Raw genomic sequence first — 15,596 nt, 5'->3', positions numbered from 1 at the left:
TCCATGAGCCAGGACTTCGGCTCCTACCAGAACGAGATCTACCTCAACGGCCTCGCCGGCATCGTGCCGGAGTACCCGATGGCCCACGCCGAACTGGAAGCCAAGGCGCAGGCGGCGATGCCGCCGTCGGTGTGGTCGTACGTCGCCGGAGGCGCCGGTGACGAGCACACGCAGCGGGCCAACAGCACCGCTTTCCAGCGCTGGGGTCTGATTCCCCGGATGTTCGTCGGTGCCTCGCAGCGCGACCTGTCCGTCGACCTGTTCGGGATGACCCTGCCGTCCCCGCTGTTCATGGCGCCGGTCGGTGTTATCGGCATCTGCGCTCAGGACGGGCACGGCGACCTCGCGACCGCACGCGCCGCGGCGCGCACGGGCGTCCCGATGATCGCCTCGACCCTGTCCGCCGATCCTCTGGAGGCCGTTGCCGCGGAATTCGGCGCAACGCCCGGCTTCTTCCAGCTGTACACCCCGACGAACCGGGAGCTGGCCGAAAGCCTCGTGCACCGGGCGGAGCGGGCCGGCTTCAAGGCCATCGTGGTCACGCTCGACACCTGGATCACCGGTTGGCGGCCGCGCGATCTGGCGACCGGCAACTTCCCCCAGTTGCGCGGGCACTGCCTGGCCAACTACACCAGCGACCCGGTTTTCCGGGCGCTGCTGGACCGCGCGCCGGAGGAGGACCCGCAGGCCGCTGCCCTCGCGTGGACCCGGATCTTCGGCAATCCGCTCACCTGGGACGACCTGCCGTGGCTGCGGTCGATCACCACGCTCCCGCTGGTCGTGAAGGGCCTGTGCCACCCGGACGACGTGCGACGTGCCAAGGACCTGGGGGTGGACGGCGTCTACTGCTCCAACCACGGTGGCCGCCAGGCCAACGGCGGCTTGCCAGCCCTCGACGCACTGCCGGGAGTCGTGGCGGCTGCGGATGGGATTCCGGTGCTCTTCGATTCCGGTGTTCGCGACGGTGCCGACATCGTCAAGGCGATCGCGCTGGGGGCCACCGCTGTCGGTGTCGGACGCCCGTATGCGTACGGGCTCGCCCTGGGCGGCACCGGCGGAGTCGTCCACGTCCTGCGCGCGCTGCTGGCCGAGGCCGACCTGATCATGGCGGTTGACGGCTACCCGTCCCTCGCCGATCTCGTGCCCGACGCACTCCAGCGCATCACGTGATCGATGTTCTAGTCCCTGAACAGGGCGCCACCTGACGAAGAAACGCAAGTTCGCCGAACATGCCATTGTGGACGGACGCGGTGAACCGCATGATCCACGAGAGGGCTTGGTTTCCTTTTCTTGCAAGAAAATTGATAGATCCATGGGTGGATCGATCGTGTTGTTGGCATTTTCCCGTCGATTCAACGGGTTTCCCCCGGGGTCAAGCTCAAGCGGTGGATGGTGAATGAGATGAAGACGTGGCAGGTCGCCGAGCTCGGCGAGCCGAAGGAAGTCATGCGGCTCGTTGACGTTCCCGAACCGGAACCGGGTCCCGGGCAGGTCTCGGTGCGAGTTCTCGCGGCAGCGGCCAACTTCCCCGACGTCCTGATGTGCCGAGGCCGCTACCAGGTGCGTCCTCCGCTGCCGTTCACGCCTGGCGTGGAACTCTGCGGCGAGGTGGTGTCGGTCGGCGCCGATGTCGATGGCATCGCGGTCGGGCAGCGCGTGCTCGGCGGGTCCGCGCTCCCGCGCGGTGGGTTCGCGGAGAAGGCGCTGATGGCCGCGGAAACCACTTTCGCCGCACCGGAATCGCTCGACGACGCCCAGGCGGCGTCCCTGTTCGTCGGGTACCAGACCGGTTGGTTCGGCTTGCACCGCAGGGCCGGATTGCGGGCGGGGGAGACCCTGCTGGTGCACGCTGCGGCAGGTGGTGTCGGCAGCGCGGCGATCCAGTTGGGCAAGGCGGTGGGGGCACGGGTCATCGGCGTCGTCGGCGGGCCGGAGAAGGCCGAGTACGCCCGCAGCCTCGGTGTCGACGTCGTCGTCGACCGGCACCGGGAGGACTTCGTCGAGGTGGTCAAGGCCGAGACCGGCGGTCGAGGGGCCGACGTCGTGTACGACCCGGTCGGCGGCGACACCTACCAGCGGTCCACCAAGTGCATCGCCTTCGAGGGGCGCATCGTGGTCGTCGGCTTCGCCGGGGGTGAGATCCAGAGCGCGGCGCTGAACCACGCGCTGGTCAAGAACTATTCGATCCTGGGGCTGCACTGGGGGCTCTACAACACGCACGACCCGGCAGCGGTCCGGGAGTGCCATGAAGAGCTGACCGCGCTGGCCGACCGGGGCGTCGTACGCCCGCTGGTCAGCGAGAAGCTCGCCCTGGACGCCGTTGCCGTCGGCGTCCAGCGCCTCGCCGACGGCGACACCGTCGGCAGGGTGGTGTACGTCCAGTGAGCCCTGGCCTCGGAGGACATCGAGGGCACGCCGTGACGGTGTTCGCATTTCTCGACGGACCCATCGGTGGGCGAGGCACTCCTGCACAGGTGGCGGCTTGGCGCCGGGAGACCACGGTTCGGTCTTCCGAGGCGTCACCGAGCCGTGCCGGCCGGGCCGCCTGAACGCGTCAGCGCATTGAACCCGAAACCCGATTCACGCGAACGATCGCTGTGATCGCCTGGTCCGAGGAGGAACCATGCCGAACGTCGTCGGCTCGACGTGGGCCCACGCCGCTGCAACGCCCGAGGCCGTGGCGCTCAGGGCTGGTGGGGATGTCTGGAGCTATGCGCGGCTGCGCGATGCCTCCGCTGCTTTCGGTGGGGAGCTGCGGGCGCGCGGCGTGCGAGCAGGAGACCGGGTGCTGCTGGTGGCGCCCACCGGACCCGACTTCGTCGTCGCCTACCTCGGCGCGCACCTGATCGGGGCCGTGGTCATCACGATGAACACCATGGCCACCGCACCGGAGATCGACTACGTCGTCGGGGACTCCGGCACCCGTCTCCTGGTCGTCTGGCACGAGGCACAACGGGCCGCGCAGCGCGTTGCCGACGAGCGTGCTCTGCCTCTGCGGGTTCTCGGGCCGGAAGCGGTGGCGGGCGAGGGCGAGCCGGTCAGCGTCCCCGTCGACCGGGACCGCCAGGACACGGCGGTCCTGCTCTACACCTCCGGAACTACCGGTCGGCCAAAGGGTGTCGAGCTCACCGTGGCCAACGTCCTTGACACGGCGCGGACTTTCGTCGAACAGCTGCACCTCACGGCCGGCGATCGCTGCGGGACCGGTTTGCCGCTGTTCCACGTGTTCGGCCAGGCGGCCTGCCTCAACTCCGCGCTGGCGGCCGGTTGCTCGATTTCGCTGCTCTCGCCCTTCGAGCCGGTGGCCATGCTTGAGATGATCCGGCGCGACCGGCTCACCTTGGTCGCTGGTGTGCCGACGATGTGGAACGCCATGCTGCACGTCGCCGGCGATTTCGGTCCGGATGACTTCGCCGACCTGCGGCTGGCGTCGTCCGGTGGCGCGTCCCTCCCCGGTGAGGTGCTCAGCGCGTTCTCGGAACGGTTCGGCTGCACCATCCTCGAAGGCTACGGACTGACCGAATCCACTGCCGCCGCGACGTACAGCTCCCCGGATCAGCAGCGCGTCGGATCGGTGGGCAGGCCGCTTCCCGGCATCGCGGTGGAGGTCCGCGACCCGGAGGGGGCTGTGCTCCCGGCAGGTGAGGTGGGGGAGGTGTACCTCCGCGGGCCGAGTGTGATGAAGGGGTACTGGAACCGCCCCGAGGAGACGGCCGCCGACCTCGCGGACGGGTGGTTGCAGACCGGTGATCTCGGCCGGCTCGACGGGGACGGCTACCTCTACATCGTCGACCGCGCCAAGGACCTCATCATCCGCGGTGGCTACAACGTCTACCCGCGCGAGGTCGAGGAGGTGCTCTACCAGCACCCGGACATCGTCGAGGTGGCCGTCATCGGCGTGCCCGACGAGAGGTACGGCGAGGAGGTCGCTGCCGTCATCACCGCACGCCCCGGTGCGGAGATCGCCCCCGAGGAGCTCCGCGCCTGGGCGAAGGAGCAGCTGTCCGCGTACAAGGTGCCGCACCTGATCCGATTCGTCGACGCCCTGCCCAAAGGCGCCACCGGCAAGATCCAGAAACGCGCCCTGGACTGGAAGGCGCTGACCACCGCGAGCGGCTGACGGCGGCACAGCAGTCAACTCCGCGGAGTTCGGCGGCGACGAACGAGATCGTCGCTCTGAGCCGTCGTGCGACGCGAATTCTCAGGCCGTGCCGCCGCACCGCACCGGCAAATTCACCACAGGACCATTCGACGTGAGGAGCATCGTGTTCGAGCTGTCCGACAAGGCCAAGGATTACCAGGCGAAGTTGCTGGAGTTCATGGACAAGCACGTCTACCCGGCCGAGCCGGTCTACGAGGCCCAGATGGCCGAGTCCGGCGATCCGCACTTCCACCCACCCATCCTCGAAGATCTCAAGGCCGAGGCGCGCGGCCAGGGCCTGTGGAACCTCTTCCACCCCCACCCGGAATGGGGCCCCGGACTGACGAATCTCGAGTACGCCCCGCTGGCCGAGATCACCGGCCGCAGCCTGCACATCGCGCCGGAGGCGATCAACTGCAACGCCCCGGACACGGGCAACATGGAGGTGCTGACGCTCTTCGGTACTGAGGAGCACAAGGAAAAATGGCTCAGGCCGCTGCTCGCCGGTGAGATCGCGTCGGCGTTCGCGATGACTGAGCCAGGGGTCGCGAGTTCGGATGCCACGAACATCGAGCTGCGGATGGAGCGGGACGGAAACGAGTACGTCCTCAACGGTCGCAAGTGGTGGACGTCGAACGCGCTGCACAAGAACTGCAAAGTGCTCATCGTCATGGGCAAAACCGACCCGGACGCGCCGAAGCACCGCCAGCAGAGCATGATGGTCGTCCCCGTCAACACCCCTGGCGTGACCGTCCTGCGCAACCTGCCCGTGTTCGGCTACCACGACCGCGAGGGGCACGCCGAGGTGCTCTTCGAGGACGTGCGGGTTCCGGACACCGCCCTCTTGGCCGGTGAGGGGGACGGCTTCATGATCAGCCAAGCGCGCCTCGGTCCGGGCCGCATCCACCACTGCATGCGCAGCATCGGTGTGGCCGAGCGGTCGCTGGACCTGATGATCGACCGCGCCCAGTCGCGCACGACGTTCGGCGAGCCGCTCGCCAAGCGGGCCAACATCCAGGACTGGATCGCGGAGTCGCGGGTCGAGATCGAGATGGCCCGCCTGCTGACGCTCAAAGCGGCGTACCTCATGGACACGGTCGGCAACCAGCAAGCCCGCACCGAGATCGCGGCGATCAAGGTCGCCGCCCCCGCCGTGGCGCTCAAGGTCGTCGACCGCGCCATCCAGGTGCACGGTGGCGGCGGTGTTTCGGATGACTTTCCGCTGGCCTCGTTCTACGCCCACCTGCGCACCCTGCGCCTGGCCGACGGTCCGGACGAGGTGCACAAGCGCACGCTGGCCCAGCTGGAGTGCCGGCGGCGTGACCCCGCCTGGGGCCGGAAGCGCTGACCCGGCTGCTGCCCCGTTGTGTCCGGCTGAGGGGAGGGGCCGGGCGCGAAGGGCGCGGCACCACGGGGGAATCTTGTGGCAGCATCTGATGCCGCACGGAGAGGAGTACCCATGGCCAAGAGCGCCCGCGGTCGTGGCTCGCGTGGTGAGGAGATCCCTTCCCTCGTCGACACCTCGTCGCTTCGCGAGCCGCCCAGCACTGCCCGTGGTGCACGCACCCGTGCTGCCTTGGTCACCGCCGCCCGGATCGTCTTCGAACGGGACGGCTACCTCGACTCACGCCTCACCGACATCACTGCTGAGGCGAACTGCTCGGTCGGGAGCTTCTACACCTACTTCACCAGCAAGGAGGAGATCTTCCAGGCCGTCATCGAGGAGGTGCAGCACGACATGCTGCACCCGGGGATGCCACACCTCGACCCCGAGGACAGCGTTCCTGCGGCCATCATCGAGGCCAGCAACCGCGCCTACTTCGAGGCGTATCGGCGCAACGCGAAGCTGATGCTGATCCTCGACCAGGTCGCGGCGACCGACCCGAAGTTCCGAGAGCTTCGCCGCAGGCGCAGCCAGGCGTTCGCGGATCGCAACGCCCGCGCGATCAAGGACTTGCAGGACCGCGGACTTGCCGACGACAGCCTCGACCCCAAGATGACGGCACGGGCGCTGTCCGGCATGGTCAGCCGGCTGGCCCACTACTCCTTCGCGCTGGGGGAGAACTACCCTCTCGATGCGCTCGTGGAAACCGCCACGAAGCTGTGGATCAACGCACTGAACCTGCGCGCCGAGGACTGACAGACCCCAGCCGGACGAGACCACGGTGATGCGCTCAGCTTTGGTTGATCGGGTCCGCTGTGGGGGTGATGGATTCGGCCGGCGGCGGGCGTGGTTCACGCGCGGCCGTGGAGAGATTCCCGCTGCGCCGGTGCCCCTTGGGGTGCGGTCGCGGGCTGCGGACTTGGCGCCGCCTCCATGACTTCCCGGCCTCGGGCGTCGACGACCTTCGTGAACAGGTGCTGTGCGGCTCCGAGGATGACGGCCCAGCCGATGATCTGCGCCGACGAATCGAGGGACGTCAACCCGGGTACGAATTCGCCGCGCATGAGCAGGAGCCCGAGCACGGCTGTCAAGGCACCGGCGGGAAGCTTGAGGCACGCGAGCGCGAGCGGCACGTTGGACGCGGTCGGGCTGCCCCTGAGCTGGTGCAGCGATGCGGCAGCGGTCACCGCCGCCGCAACGAACCCGACTGTTTCGACGACTACGTAGTCGCCACTCGACGCGGCTGATCCCGAGCTCAAGTCCAGATTTCCGTTGAACGGATGTTGGCCGAGAGGACACACGACTATCAGTCCGCGGGGTGGCTCGACTATTTCTGCTGACGGCACGTTGGGAGTGGGCCCGAAGCAGATCGGCAGCAGCGCCGGAATGAAGGCGGTGAAGAACGCGATCGTGATGGCCATGCCCAGCAGGCCGATGGCCCAACACCACACGAGTTGCGAGAAACTGCGCTCGCGGACGACCTCACGCCGCTGAACCCGGTACGCCTCGCGCACGGCATCGATCACCGCCTGCCGCTGCGACTGGGTAAGTCTTCCGCCCTCGGAGCTCTTGAAGATCCTCTCGACGGACAATCGGCGTCTGTCCTCGGGCGGCAGGTTCGCCTCGATCAGCATGAGGAGGTCGGCCAGCATGCTGTGGAGATCTTCGAGCGAAACGATCTGGAGCATGAGGACGTGGGCCGCGTGGATGTGGGCGAGCGCGCTGTCCACCCCGTGAGCCCGCCGCGGCCACCGAGTGCCGCGGACATCTCTCTGAGCGCACTCCAGGTGGGCGCGGGCATGGGCCGCCAACTTCTCGGTGCACAGCTCACTCGGCGCGGAGCAGTTCTCCGCCCAGTCCACGAATGCCCTCAGCTCGTCTATGCGGGCGAGCGCTCTGAACCCCCAAGGCCATCGCCGATCAGAGCCTCGTCGTGAAACGGCGTCCTGATCGGTGTTTCGCGCGGCGTTCACGGCTCTCACCTGCACAACGACCGAGCGGCCGAGACCGCAGCCCACGCCACCTCCGGATGCCGGATGTCGCAGTGAGCCTGGGCGAACCATGACAGGTTCCGCTTGATGACGTCGTTGGCGTCGAGGCGGTAGAACACGCCCGGCTGGAACCCGTAGTCCGTGCCTTGCTGGGCCATCGTGACGGTCTGGGCGCCGCTCTGCTGGTAGCCGTCGTAGCCCATCGCTCCCCAGCGGTAGTTGATCCGGTCCACCAACTCGGCGTCCTGCCAGGCCAGCCTGCTGGCGTTGGGATACCACCAGCCGACCGCGCGGTCGGCCTCGCTGAACGTGCACACGAGCGGGCCGTCGACCCGGTCGGCGCAATCGGCCAGCACGCCGGCGCCGTCCCGCACCGGAGCTCGCGGTGCGAACGCGAAGTGGCTGAAAGCGGCCTGCAACAGGTACAGGGATTTGACCGGGCTGTTCGCACCACGCTGCTCAGGCGGAAGCCCCCTGAGGGCGAACGAAACGAGCCGGGCGCCGAAGCTGTGGCCGAGGAGGTGCACGCGCACGCCGGGGATGGTGTGCGCCACCTGTCCGAGCAGGGGGCCGAGGCCGTCGCGCCCGACCACCCCGGCGCGTTCCTTCATCTCGTAGTAGCTGAGGACCCGCAACGCCTCTCGCGCTCCCCGCCACATCCGCCCGAACGGATTGAACGCCTGCTCACTTCCACCGTCGACGGGTGCGAGGGCCGCCATCGCGTCGAACACCCGTCCCGGTGGTGCGTTCATCATCGCTGCTTCTCCCGCGTCCTCCGGGGCGTTGCTGGAAGTGGTCACGAGTCCTCTCGCCAGGCGGAGGAACTCCAAGAGCCGGTCCCGGTCCTGCGGCTGCCGGTCGAGCAGCTGGCCGATCTGCTCCAGCCGCTCCTCCTGGTTCGGAAAGGCAGGGGCGAGCGATTTCGCGAGGTCGGCACCGGTGGACATCTCTCCGGTGGGCTGTGGGGACGCCAGAGCCCCCAGGTCCTGCGTCGCCGATGACCGCGGGACCGGTAGGCCGGTGTTGGCCGGGGCATCCTCGGGGAACAGCAACGCAGGCCACAGCACGCCGACGAACCCCGTATTCGCCCTCTGCTCGGCCGAGAGCATCCCCGCGATGAGTCCGAACATCGTCGAGTACAGGTCACGTGCGCCGCCGAAGGAGCTGTTCCAGCCATGGCTGAAGACGAAGAGCTCGCGCAGCCCCGCGGTTGCGGTGGTCTCGGGCAGATTTCCACCCTGGCGGAGCACGCCCTTCGCGTCGAACTCGACCTCCCAGTACGGCACATCGCCGACATGTGACTCCATCTCTCCACCTCCCGAGTCGCAGGCGACGGCACACCTGGCTGACCGCTAAACGATTCCGAAGGGACCAAAGCGGATCCAGCAGGTTCACAACGCGGCTGATGGCTCGCGCCGGACGTCCCGCCGCAAGGGCTAGGCCCGGCGGGCTAGCGGTCGGTCGGTACAGCGATTTCGCCGTCCTCCCGCATCAGCCGATCCAGGACCTCATCCGGCATCCACACCCGGTGCGGGTAGTCGGTGCCCCAGGAGTTCAGGATCGGTACGGCGCCGAGCTCGTCCGCGCGGGTGTTGCCGAGTACGGCATGCACCTCATCAACCGACTCCGCCCAGCGGAACACCTTGATACCGTCGTCCGCGTCGGCGACGTAGTTGGCGCGCCCGGTGTGGTCGTCGTTGGCGAAGGGGTTCTTCCAGTCGACGTGCCCTGCCGAGGCCAAGACCTCGGCCGCGGCGCGACAGGACGTTCCGTTGGAATCGCCCGGGTTGGTCTCGGGCCACTGATCGCGGTCCTTGGCCCGATCCCACAGCCACCAGGCCGTGTACAACTCGTCGTTGAGGATCGTCATGCACCGGGACCAGGCGAATCCGACGCAGGCCCCCTCGCTTCCCTGGTCGTAGAACTTCCACCACTGCTCGCGGTCCGGTTCTCCTCCGGGTTCCAGGCACACGGCGTGTCCGCCCCGAATCCTGGTGAGCGACTTCGCCCCCTCCCGGGCCACGAACTGAACACCATCCTGGCCGGCTTGGGGACGGTCGAATTCGGCGTACCAGTTGACACCGATCACCACCGGCACATCTGCGGGTCGGCTCGCGGCGGTCAACGGGTAGTTCTCGACGTGGCGCCAATCGTCGGGGAGAAAACGCCCCAGGCGCGCGTCATCTGGATCTCGATCGATCGGGCGGTACCGCATGGTTCCTCCACTCGCGCTGCATAGCTGCCCGTTCGCCGGAACGCGGGCAGACACAACCAGTAAGCCGGGACGCGCAGGGCAACAGCAATGAGCACATCGATCCAAACAGGATCCAAGCGTGTTCACCCACCTCGGCGCGGCGAGCCAGTCGGCGCCCGTCGCTCGAGCTAGAGCACCAAGTTGGAGTAGTCGTCCTTCAAAGGCACTCTGTCCACTCGCGCTTCGAGCCCGTCGGACGTCAAGGGGGTTTCGTGCGGTTCGAGGTACTGGAAATCAAGACCCGCACGTTCTCGCAATTGTTCCAGCGAGATGCGGTACGTTCCGGCATCGAAGACGGCCTCGAAGGGGAGCATGTCTTCGATGAGTTGCGTTTGCTCGAGCATGTACGCGGAGACGGAAAGCGCACCACCGGGCTTGCAGTAGCCGATGACCTTCCAGAACGCCAGGGGAAGCCGGGCGCCCTTGTACAGCGGGTCGTCATCGGCCATGACCGGGCCGGTGAACACGGTCATCTTCTTGTCCGTGAGGTCGGCGTTGTCGAGGAGGAAGTTCTCAAGACCCAGCCAGAGCTCGTTCCCCTGGTTGAACTTCTCGTGCTGCGGCGCGCAGTTCGTGAAGTGGAACGTGTCGTTGTTCGCTCGTGCCAGGTCGTCTCCCCAGACCGGATCGAGCCGCCGGACGAGATGCCCCCGGTCCAGCGCGTTGCGCCGGTAGAGGGACTCGCCGATCTGCTCTGATTCCGCGATGCGGGAGTCGAAGTACCACTTGTCCGCCTGCCGTTCGAAATCGACGCTCTTGCTGCCGTCGATGTTCACCACCGTGTAGTAGGCGAGTTGGCGGCGCCGATTCACGACGATGCTGAAGTGCGTGTACGGGAGGACGGTGGGATCTTTGCCGAGCGGGGCGTCATTGATCTTCGCGGCATTGCGCCGCTGTTCGTCGGAGAGTTCCGGCAGCGGTAGTTCGGGCCCGAGGAATTCTGGGTCGTACCCGGTGTAGCCCTCGTAGTAGGAGCGGGGGCGAGCGAGTTCGAGCGGCGCGCCATCGAGGTACGCGACCTGAGCAGTTTCGGCAGTGGCCGATTCCCCTACTTCTACCGTGATGTTGAGCGGAACGGACAGCTTGTGTCGAGGAGATTGCATGATCAGGCCTTTCGTGTCGTAGTCGACTCGTCGGGTGCTCCTCAGGAAAATTCCACCCCGGCCTGCTGGAGGAGCGGATCGCCCGCAAGTCGCCACAGCGGCACCGCCTCGTTGCCCTGGAGGTATCGACCTCCGAAGTGCAGGCCGATGACCATCGACGTTTCAAGGTCGAGCAGACATGATCCCGAATTGCCGCCGAGGGTCGAGCAGTCGTGGATGACGCTGCCTGATGCGGAACGAACCTCGCCCGGCTGCAGTCGCTTGACGTTGTAGATGCCGGCGAAGATCCGCTGCATCTCCTCCGGATCGTTGCGCCTGGAGTCAGCGGCCGGATAACCGACGACGTACACCTTGGTCCCGCTGCGAACACCGGGGGCGCGGGCGATGCGCAGGGGGTCCATGCGAGGTGCTCCTCCTGGGCCGTCCGACGTGCACCGCAGCAAGGCCAGGTCAACTGTGTCGTGCACGCCGATGATCTCGGTCAGCTGCAGCTCCCGGGGCTGCGAAGCCGACAGTTCCTCGTTGTAATCCACCCGTCCCGTCATGCCGGGGGCGAACGACCACGCACGACCATCGTTGTCGGCGAACTCGGATGCGACGTGCCGGTTCGTCATCACGACGTCCGCTGCCGCCAACCAACCCGTCCCCACCCAATCGATGGCCGGATGCCCCTCGACCTCGATCCGTCCGACACGGGGCAAGACGTCCTCGATGGCGGCCCGGTGTTGTTCGAGTTCGTCGGTCCAGGGTTGTGGCGCCGGGAAGAACCGACCGTCCTGCACCAGGATCGCGGGCCTGGCCATGAGCAGGACGATCGCCTCTAGAGCCGCGCACTCGTCCGCGTCGACGTCGGCGTGGGCGCCATCGCGCAGAAGCTTCCGGACAGCGGCGCGTCCGGCCGGGACCAACTCCTCCAGGTGACCGCGCGACTCCGCCTCGACCCGTGGAAGCTTGCCCGGCTCGGCACCGACAACTGGCTTGGTCATGTACTGCGAGCGCCCGGGCGCGATCTTGCGGACGACGACTGCGTCGTCGTCGTTCAACTCTTCCTCGATCCGTGGTAAATCGCGTTCGTGGCGCAGTGCTTCGGCGACGACATCATGACCGGACATGATTCCCCCTGGTATCAGCCAACATCCGTGGTCCGACGGTAACCAGCTGCTCCATGAAATTACCTCCCGAGGGCTAATCCGGGCGGCAGTCGGAGTGCGGTCTGTTGTTGGGCGGAAAGGCCTGGTGCAGCGTGGAACGAACAAGGACGGAGTGATCCAGGCGTTGCTGCCGGGCCCAAGCAGCGGCCGCGGCACGGCCCTGCAATCCCAGTTTGTCCAGGATGTTGTGCACGTGGTTCTTCACGGTCGCCAAGGCGATGCACAACTGCCGGGAGATCTCCTGATTGGACAAACCCCGCTCCAGCAGCACAGCGACCTCTGCTTCCCTGCGGCTCAGGACTCCCGCGTTCGGACTGGGCTGCAACTCCGCCGACAGTTCGGCCACCCTGCGGCACAGGGCAGCGGCAACGCGCGGCGAGCAACGCAACTCCCCATTGGCAACGCTCTCGATCGTCCGAACCAGTTCGGAGATCGAATGTTCCCGTGTCAGGTAACCGGCCGCCCCCAACTCGGCATACGCAAGAATGTCATATTCCTGGCCGGACACGCCCAAGACGATGATCCGCAGTCCGGGATTCCTTGCCAGCAAGGAGATCACGACACCGGGACCGTCTGGCAAGTCGGCGATATCAAGCAGTACCACTGCGTGCTTGCGCGCGGTCAGATCCGGTTCTAGTTCCTCCGGCCGCGCATGGGTGGAGAGGACCACGAGGCCGGCGACGTTCTGTAGGACAAGAGCCAACCCCTCCCGGTAGAACCTCGTCGCGGCAACGATGATGAGCTCGATCATTGTGAACCACCCTGGCACCGCGCCACCGGCACTTGGCCAAGAACTCGTTTCGCCTTTAGCTGGTCGCCAGACATCGCACGCCCGGCTCGGATTCACGCTACCGAGCCGACGCCTGTTGCGGCTACGGCAATTAGTCCTCGTTCGTCGCCGCGAGGCCGCAGGGCAGCCGCAGCTGCTCGGCCCCACGGCCGCTCGATCTGTCGTAGATCAGGACGATTTTCTCCTTATTTTGCAAGGGATTTCACGTAAATGGGCTGGGACCTTCGACCGTTGCGCCGGCACTGGAAGTGGTGCCATGTTCGAAACGCATCTGGGCTGGAAGGGAATATTCCAGATCTTTGTCAATTTTCCTATTCGCGGAGGATGTTTTCGCCATGACGAAAAGCGCGACGGGTACTCGTACGGTCTACACCGCCCGTGCCGATGCGGTGCAAGCGAAGGCGATTGCCGCAACCGAGTCTCCGTTCACCATCGAGGTCCGGTTCCTCGGCGGACTGACCGAGGTGCAGCAGGCCGCGTTCACCCAGGCCGCGGACCGGTGGGTTCGCGTCATCGTGGGTGATCTGCCGGAGGTCGAACTCGATGGTGACGTCATCGATGACGTCCTCATCCTCGCTCAAGGAGCGCGCATCGACGGTCCCGGCAGGATCCTCGGCCAGGCCGGCCCGACGCATATCCGGACGGCCGGCGCAGGCGCCTCGGCCTTCCTGCCCGCGAAGGGCGCGATGTCGTTCGACACCGCTGACCTGGCGAAGATGGAAGACGAGGACACGCTCAACGACGTGATCACCCACGAGATGGGCCATGTGCTAGGCGTCGGCGGCCAGCTGTGGTCACGCAAGGAACTGCTTGCCGACGAGGACGGCGGCAACCCCACGTTCACCGGCCCGGCCGCAAAGCGGGAATACGGCCGTTTGCGCGACGGCCAACCGCGGGCTGTTCCGGTGGAGAACACCGGCGGAGCCGGCACTCGTGGCAGTCACTGGCGCGAGACCATCTTCCGCAACGAACTCATGTCGGGGTTCGTCGCGGCAAAGAACAATCCGCTCAGCAGAGTCACGGTAGCCAGCCTGCAAGACCTCGGCTACGAGGTGGACATGGACGCCGCAGAGCACTACACCCTCCCGAACCTGCTAGAGCTCGCCGAGGAGGGGACGCTGGTCTCGCACGCCGCCCCAGTCGACTCGGGCATCATGCTTCCCACGGTCCCGATAGAACTGCCGACCGAAAGCCTTCGGCGGTAACGACCTTCGGTTCGGATCCTGGCCGACCGCAGGGAGGAAATCCGGTCGATGCTCGCCTCGAAGGGGTGGATCACATCGACTGCTGCGATCTTCGGGCTCGCCGGGGTCATGGCGTTGCAGAGAGGACTCGTCGATGGCGGCAGGGCGTTGGCCGGCAACGACGAGAATTTCCTGAACGACGTGCGGAAAAGCATCGATGCAGCCGAGCCGTTGCCAACACGTTGAGCAATGCTCGGCTCGTCGGCTGCGCGCGCAGCATGCCGATCATGTTCGTGGCCAGATGGATCCTCAATGGATCCCGCTGCTCATTGCCGCAGCATGCGGGCTGCGCCTTACATGGACACGGGGCGCCTGCGCGCCGTGAGCGCAACTAATCAAGAGGAGGCTGAGCAATGACGAACTGCAACACTTACACGGTGCAGGAGGGCGACACGCTCTCCGAGGTCGGCGAATGGTTCCACGTTCCATGGAAGGAACTCCAGCGCATCAACAACATAGAAAACCCGAACCTCATCTTCCCCGGCCAAGTGCTGCGCCTGTCGAAGAACGCGAACGTGTGCAAGACCTACACCGTGCGGGACGGGGACACGCTCTCCGAGATCGGTGAGCGGCACAACGTGAAGTGGCAGCGCCTGGGGTACTACAACCGCATCGCCAACCCGGACGTCATCCACATCGGGCAGACGATCTGCATTCCGCTCCCGCGAGGCGCATCGACGACCGAAGCGGAGTGAACGGCCGCAACCTCGTCAGCCGATTAGAATTTGTCCACATTGGGCAGTGTGCGCGTGTGCGTTCGAGCCAGTGGTGCGACTCGTGCGGCATCTGCACGACACCCGGCGCACGACCGGCCTCCGCTACCGGGTTCTGGGCGCGCCGAGGTTCGGCGCAGGGTGATCGAGCACGGGGCCGGATGCGGCCCTGCATGCCGTGGGGTGCCGGTCGGGGCGTATGCCGCCGCCGACGCGTCACCCGCTGCGGTTGACCAGTTCGCCGAACAGGATCTGGGGCCGGGTGTGCGCGATGGCCGGGATGCGTTGCAGCCGAAGGATGATCTCCGCCAGGTGGTCGGTGTCCCGCGCGTGGATCAGGGCGAATGCGTCGGCGCTGCCAGCGGTGGTCCATGCCCGCACGATTTCCTCCTGCGCAGTCAGCGAATCGGTCGACTCCTCACGGGAGGTGCCTGGCGCCGCGGAGGCTCCGAGCAGGGCCACCGACCCCAGACCGATGCCCGTCGATCGGCCTGAAAGGTGTGCCCACGGATCACTCCCGACGCCTCGAGCCGCCCGATGTGACGTTTGACAGAGGATGCGGCGAGGCCGGAAACCTGCGCAAGAAGTTCGAACGAGGTCCGGGCGCAAGCACGCAACTCTTGCAAGATTCCGCGATCAGTCGCGTCCGTGCGCCGGATACTTGCACGAGGCGAGTCAGCTGCACACGATCGCCAACGTTTGCCGTACCGGCCGCGGGGGAATGAGAAAGGTGGACGGATGCTCCATCGTCCGACCGTTGCACCGTGTCCGAAGGCGGATGTCATGACGCAAGGAAAACAGACACCACGGGAACACTCCTCCGAA

The 15,596-nt window shown here is 66.5% G+C and carries 16 protein-coding genes; 8 read left to right on the top strand and 8 right to left on the bottom strand.

The features are described from left to right. Positions 1-3 precede the first annotated feature (3 nt). From AB0I53_RS31475 to AB0I53_RS31455, 5 genes are all read left to right on the top strand, one after another. Positions 4-1,170, top strand: coding sequence for an alpha-hydroxy-acid oxidizing protein (locus tag AB0I53_RS31475; protein ID WP_358611025.1), 1,167 nt, complete (start codon positions 4-6; stop codon positions 1,168-1,170). 231 nt (positions 1,171-1,401) lie between these two features. Next, the gene (locus tag AB0I53_RS31470) at positions 1,402-2,385 is read left to right on the top strand and encodes an NADPH:quinone oxidoreductase family protein (RefSeq protein WP_358611022.1); all 984 of its coding nucleotides are present in this window, start codon (positions 1,402-1,404) and stop codon (positions 2,383-2,385) included. A 238-nt stretch (positions 2,386-2,623) separates the two neighbouring features. After that, positions 2,624-4,120: a long-chain fatty acid--CoA ligase gene (locus AB0I53_RS31465; RefSeq protein WP_358611019.1), complete on the top strand. Its 1,497-nt coding sequence runs from the start codon at positions 2,624-2,626 to the stop codon at positions 4,118-4,120. A 142-nt stretch (positions 4,121-4,262) separates the two neighbouring features. Continuing rightward, positions 4,263-5,489, top strand: a complete 1,227-nt coding sequence (locus AB0I53_RS31460; RefSeq protein ID WP_358611068.1) for an acyl-CoA dehydrogenase family protein — start codon at positions 4,263-4,265, stop codon at positions 5,487-5,489. A 111-nt stretch (positions 5,490-5,600) separates the two neighbouring features. After that, positions 5,601-6,281 carry a TetR/AcrR family transcriptional regulator gene (locus AB0I53_RS31455; RefSeq protein ID WP_358611016.1) on the top strand — a complete coding sequence of 227 codons (681 nt, stop codon included), beginning with the start codon at positions 5,601-5,603 and terminating at the stop codon, positions 6,279-6,281. Between the two features lie 95 nt (positions 6,282-6,376). On the opposite strand, the gene AB0I53_RS31450 is transcribed toward AB0I53_RS31455, so the two are convergent. The 6 genes from AB0I53_RS31450 to AB0I53_RS31425 all read right to left on the bottom strand — a co-directional run bounded on the left by AB0I53_RS31450 (position 6,377) and on the right by AB0I53_RS31425 (position 12,775). Then, on the bottom strand, positions 6,377-7,387 hold the full coding sequence (locus tag AB0I53_RS31450) for a hypothetical protein (protein ID WP_358611013.1): 1,011 nt from the start codon (positions 7,385-7,387) through the stop codon (positions 6,377-6,379). Positions 7,388-7,503: 116 nt separating this feature from the next. Beyond that, the gene (locus AB0I53_RS31445) at positions 7,504-8,823 is read right to left on the bottom strand and encodes a hypothetical protein (RefSeq protein WP_358611011.1); all 1,320 of its coding nucleotides are present in this window, start codon (positions 8,821-8,823) and stop codon (positions 7,504-7,506) included. Between the two features lie 143 nt (positions 8,824-8,966). Then, positions 8,967-9,731 carry a hypothetical protein gene (locus AB0I53_RS31440; RefSeq protein WP_358611009.1) on the bottom strand — a complete coding sequence of 255 codons (765 nt, stop codon included), beginning with the start codon at positions 9,729-9,731 and terminating at the stop codon, positions 8,967-8,969. A gap of 167 nt (positions 9,732-9,898) precedes the next feature. Next, positions 9,899-10,873 (bottom strand): DNA/RNA non-specific endonuclease, encoded by a 975-nt coding sequence (locus AB0I53_RS31435; protein ID WP_358611007.1) that lies wholly within the window; start codon positions 10,871-10,873, stop codon positions 9,899-9,901. Positions 10,874-10,914: 41 nt separating this feature from the next. Next, entirely contained in the window at positions 10,915-11,985 is a 1,071-nt protein-coding gene (locus AB0I53_RS31430; protein WP_358611004.1) for a serine protease, read from the bottom strand. Positions 11,986-12,058: 73 nt separating this feature from the next. Further along, complete coding sequence (locus tag AB0I53_RS31425; protein ID WP_358611001.1) at positions 12,059-12,775, bottom strand: response regulator transcription factor; 717 nt, start codon at positions 12,773-12,775, stop codon at positions 12,059-12,061. Between the two features lie 287 nt (positions 12,776-13,062). On the opposite strand from AB0I53_RS31425, the gene AB0I53_RS31420 reads away from it, so the two are divergent. The 3 genes from AB0I53_RS31420 to AB0I53_RS31410 all read left to right on the top strand — a co-directional run bounded on the left by AB0I53_RS31420 (position 13,063) and on the right by AB0I53_RS31410 (position 14,753). Further along, positions 13,063-14,019: a leishmanolysin-related zinc metalloendopeptidase gene (locus AB0I53_RS31420; protein WP_358610999.1), complete on the top strand. Its 957-nt coding sequence runs from the start codon at positions 13,063-13,065 to the stop codon at positions 14,017-14,019. 48 nt (positions 14,020-14,067) lie between these two features. Further along, a complete protein-coding gene (locus tag AB0I53_RS31415; RefSeq protein WP_358610996.1) occupies positions 14,068-14,244 on the top strand; it encodes a hypothetical protein in 177 nt (58 codons plus the stop codon). Between the two features lie 167 nt (positions 14,245-14,411). Continuing rightward, positions 14,412-14,753: a LysM peptidoglycan-binding domain-containing protein gene (locus AB0I53_RS31410; protein WP_358610993.1), complete on the top strand. Its 342-nt coding sequence runs from the start codon at positions 14,412-14,414 to the stop codon at positions 14,751-14,753. A gap of 234 nt (positions 14,754-14,987) precedes the next feature. Here AB0I53_RS31410 and AB0I53_RS31405 read toward each other — a convergent pair whose 3' ends face one another. Both AB0I53_RS31405 and AB0I53_RS31400 read right to left on the bottom strand, forming a co-directional pair. Beyond that, positions 14,988-15,233 carry an Lrp/AsnC ligand binding domain-containing protein gene (locus tag AB0I53_RS31405; protein ID WP_358610990.1) on the bottom strand — a complete coding sequence of 82 codons (246 nt, stop codon included), beginning with the start codon at positions 15,231-15,233 and terminating at the stop codon, positions 14,988-14,990. After that, positions 15,170-15,556: an Lrp/AsnC family transcriptional regulator gene (locus AB0I53_RS31400; RefSeq protein WP_358610987.1), complete on the bottom strand. Its 387-nt coding sequence runs from the start codon at positions 15,554-15,556 to the stop codon at positions 15,170-15,172. The genes AB0I53_RS31405 and AB0I53_RS31400 overlap by 64 nt, the downstream gene beginning before the upstream one ends. Positions 15,557-15,596: the final 40 nt, after the last annotated feature.

The sequence above is a fragment of the Saccharopolyspora sp. NPDC050389 genome, from assembly GCF_040655595.1.
Lineage (GTDB): Bacteria > Actinomycetota > Actinomycetes > Mycobacteriales > Pseudonocardiaceae > Saccharopolyspora.
Note: the sequence above shows the minus strand (reverse complement) of the source record. Positions and strands in the feature narration are given on the sequence as shown.

Bases quoted from the DNA above. Each gene is read 5' to 3' on its own strand.
- AB0I53_RS31455 (WP_358611016.1), top strand. From the start codon at position 5,601: ATGGCCAAGAGCGCCCGCGGTCGTGGCTCGCGTGGTGAGGAGATCCCT.
- AB0I53_RS31475 (WP_358611025.1), top strand. From the start codon at position 4: ATGAGCCAGGACTTCGGCTCCTACCAGAACGAGATCTACCTCAACGGC.
- AB0I53_RS31440 (WP_358611009.1), bottom strand. From the start codon at position 9,731: ATGCGGTACCGCCCGATCGATCGAGATCCAGATGACGCGCGCCTGGGG.
- AB0I53_RS31410 (WP_358610993.1), top strand. From the start codon at position 14,412: ATGACGAACTGCAACACTTACACGGTGCAGGAGGGCGACACGCTCTCC.
- AB0I53_RS31445 (WP_358611011.1), bottom strand. From the start codon at position 8,823: ATGGAGTCACATGTCGGCGATGTGCCGTACTGGGAGGTCGAGTTCGAC.
- AB0I53_RS31400 (WP_358610987.1), bottom strand. From the start codon at position 15,556: ATGACATCCGCCTTCGGACACGGTGCAACGGTCGGACGATGGAGCATC.
- AB0I53_RS31470 (WP_358611022.1), top strand. From the start codon at position 1,402: ATGAAGACGTGGCAGGTCGCCGAGCTCGGCGAGCCGAAGGAAGTCATG.
- AB0I53_RS31415 (WP_358610996.1), top strand. From the start codon at position 14,068: ATGCTCGCCTCGAAGGGGTGGATCACATCGACTGCTGCGATCTTCGGG.
- AB0I53_RS31465 (WP_358611019.1), top strand. From the start codon at position 2,624: ATGCCGAACGTCGTCGGCTCGACGTGGGCCCACGCCGCTGCAACGCCC.
- AB0I53_RS31425 (WP_358611001.1), bottom strand. From the start codon at position 12,775: ATGATCGAGCTCATCATCGTTGCCGCGACGAGGTTCTACCGGGAGGGG.
- AB0I53_RS31435 (WP_358611007.1), bottom strand. From the start codon at position 10,873: ATGCAATCTCCTCGACACAAGCTGTCCGTTCCGCTCAACATCACGGTA.
- AB0I53_RS31430 (WP_358611004.1), bottom strand. From the start codon at position 11,985: ATGTCCGGTCATGATGTCGTCGCCGAAGCACTGCGCCACGAACGCGAT.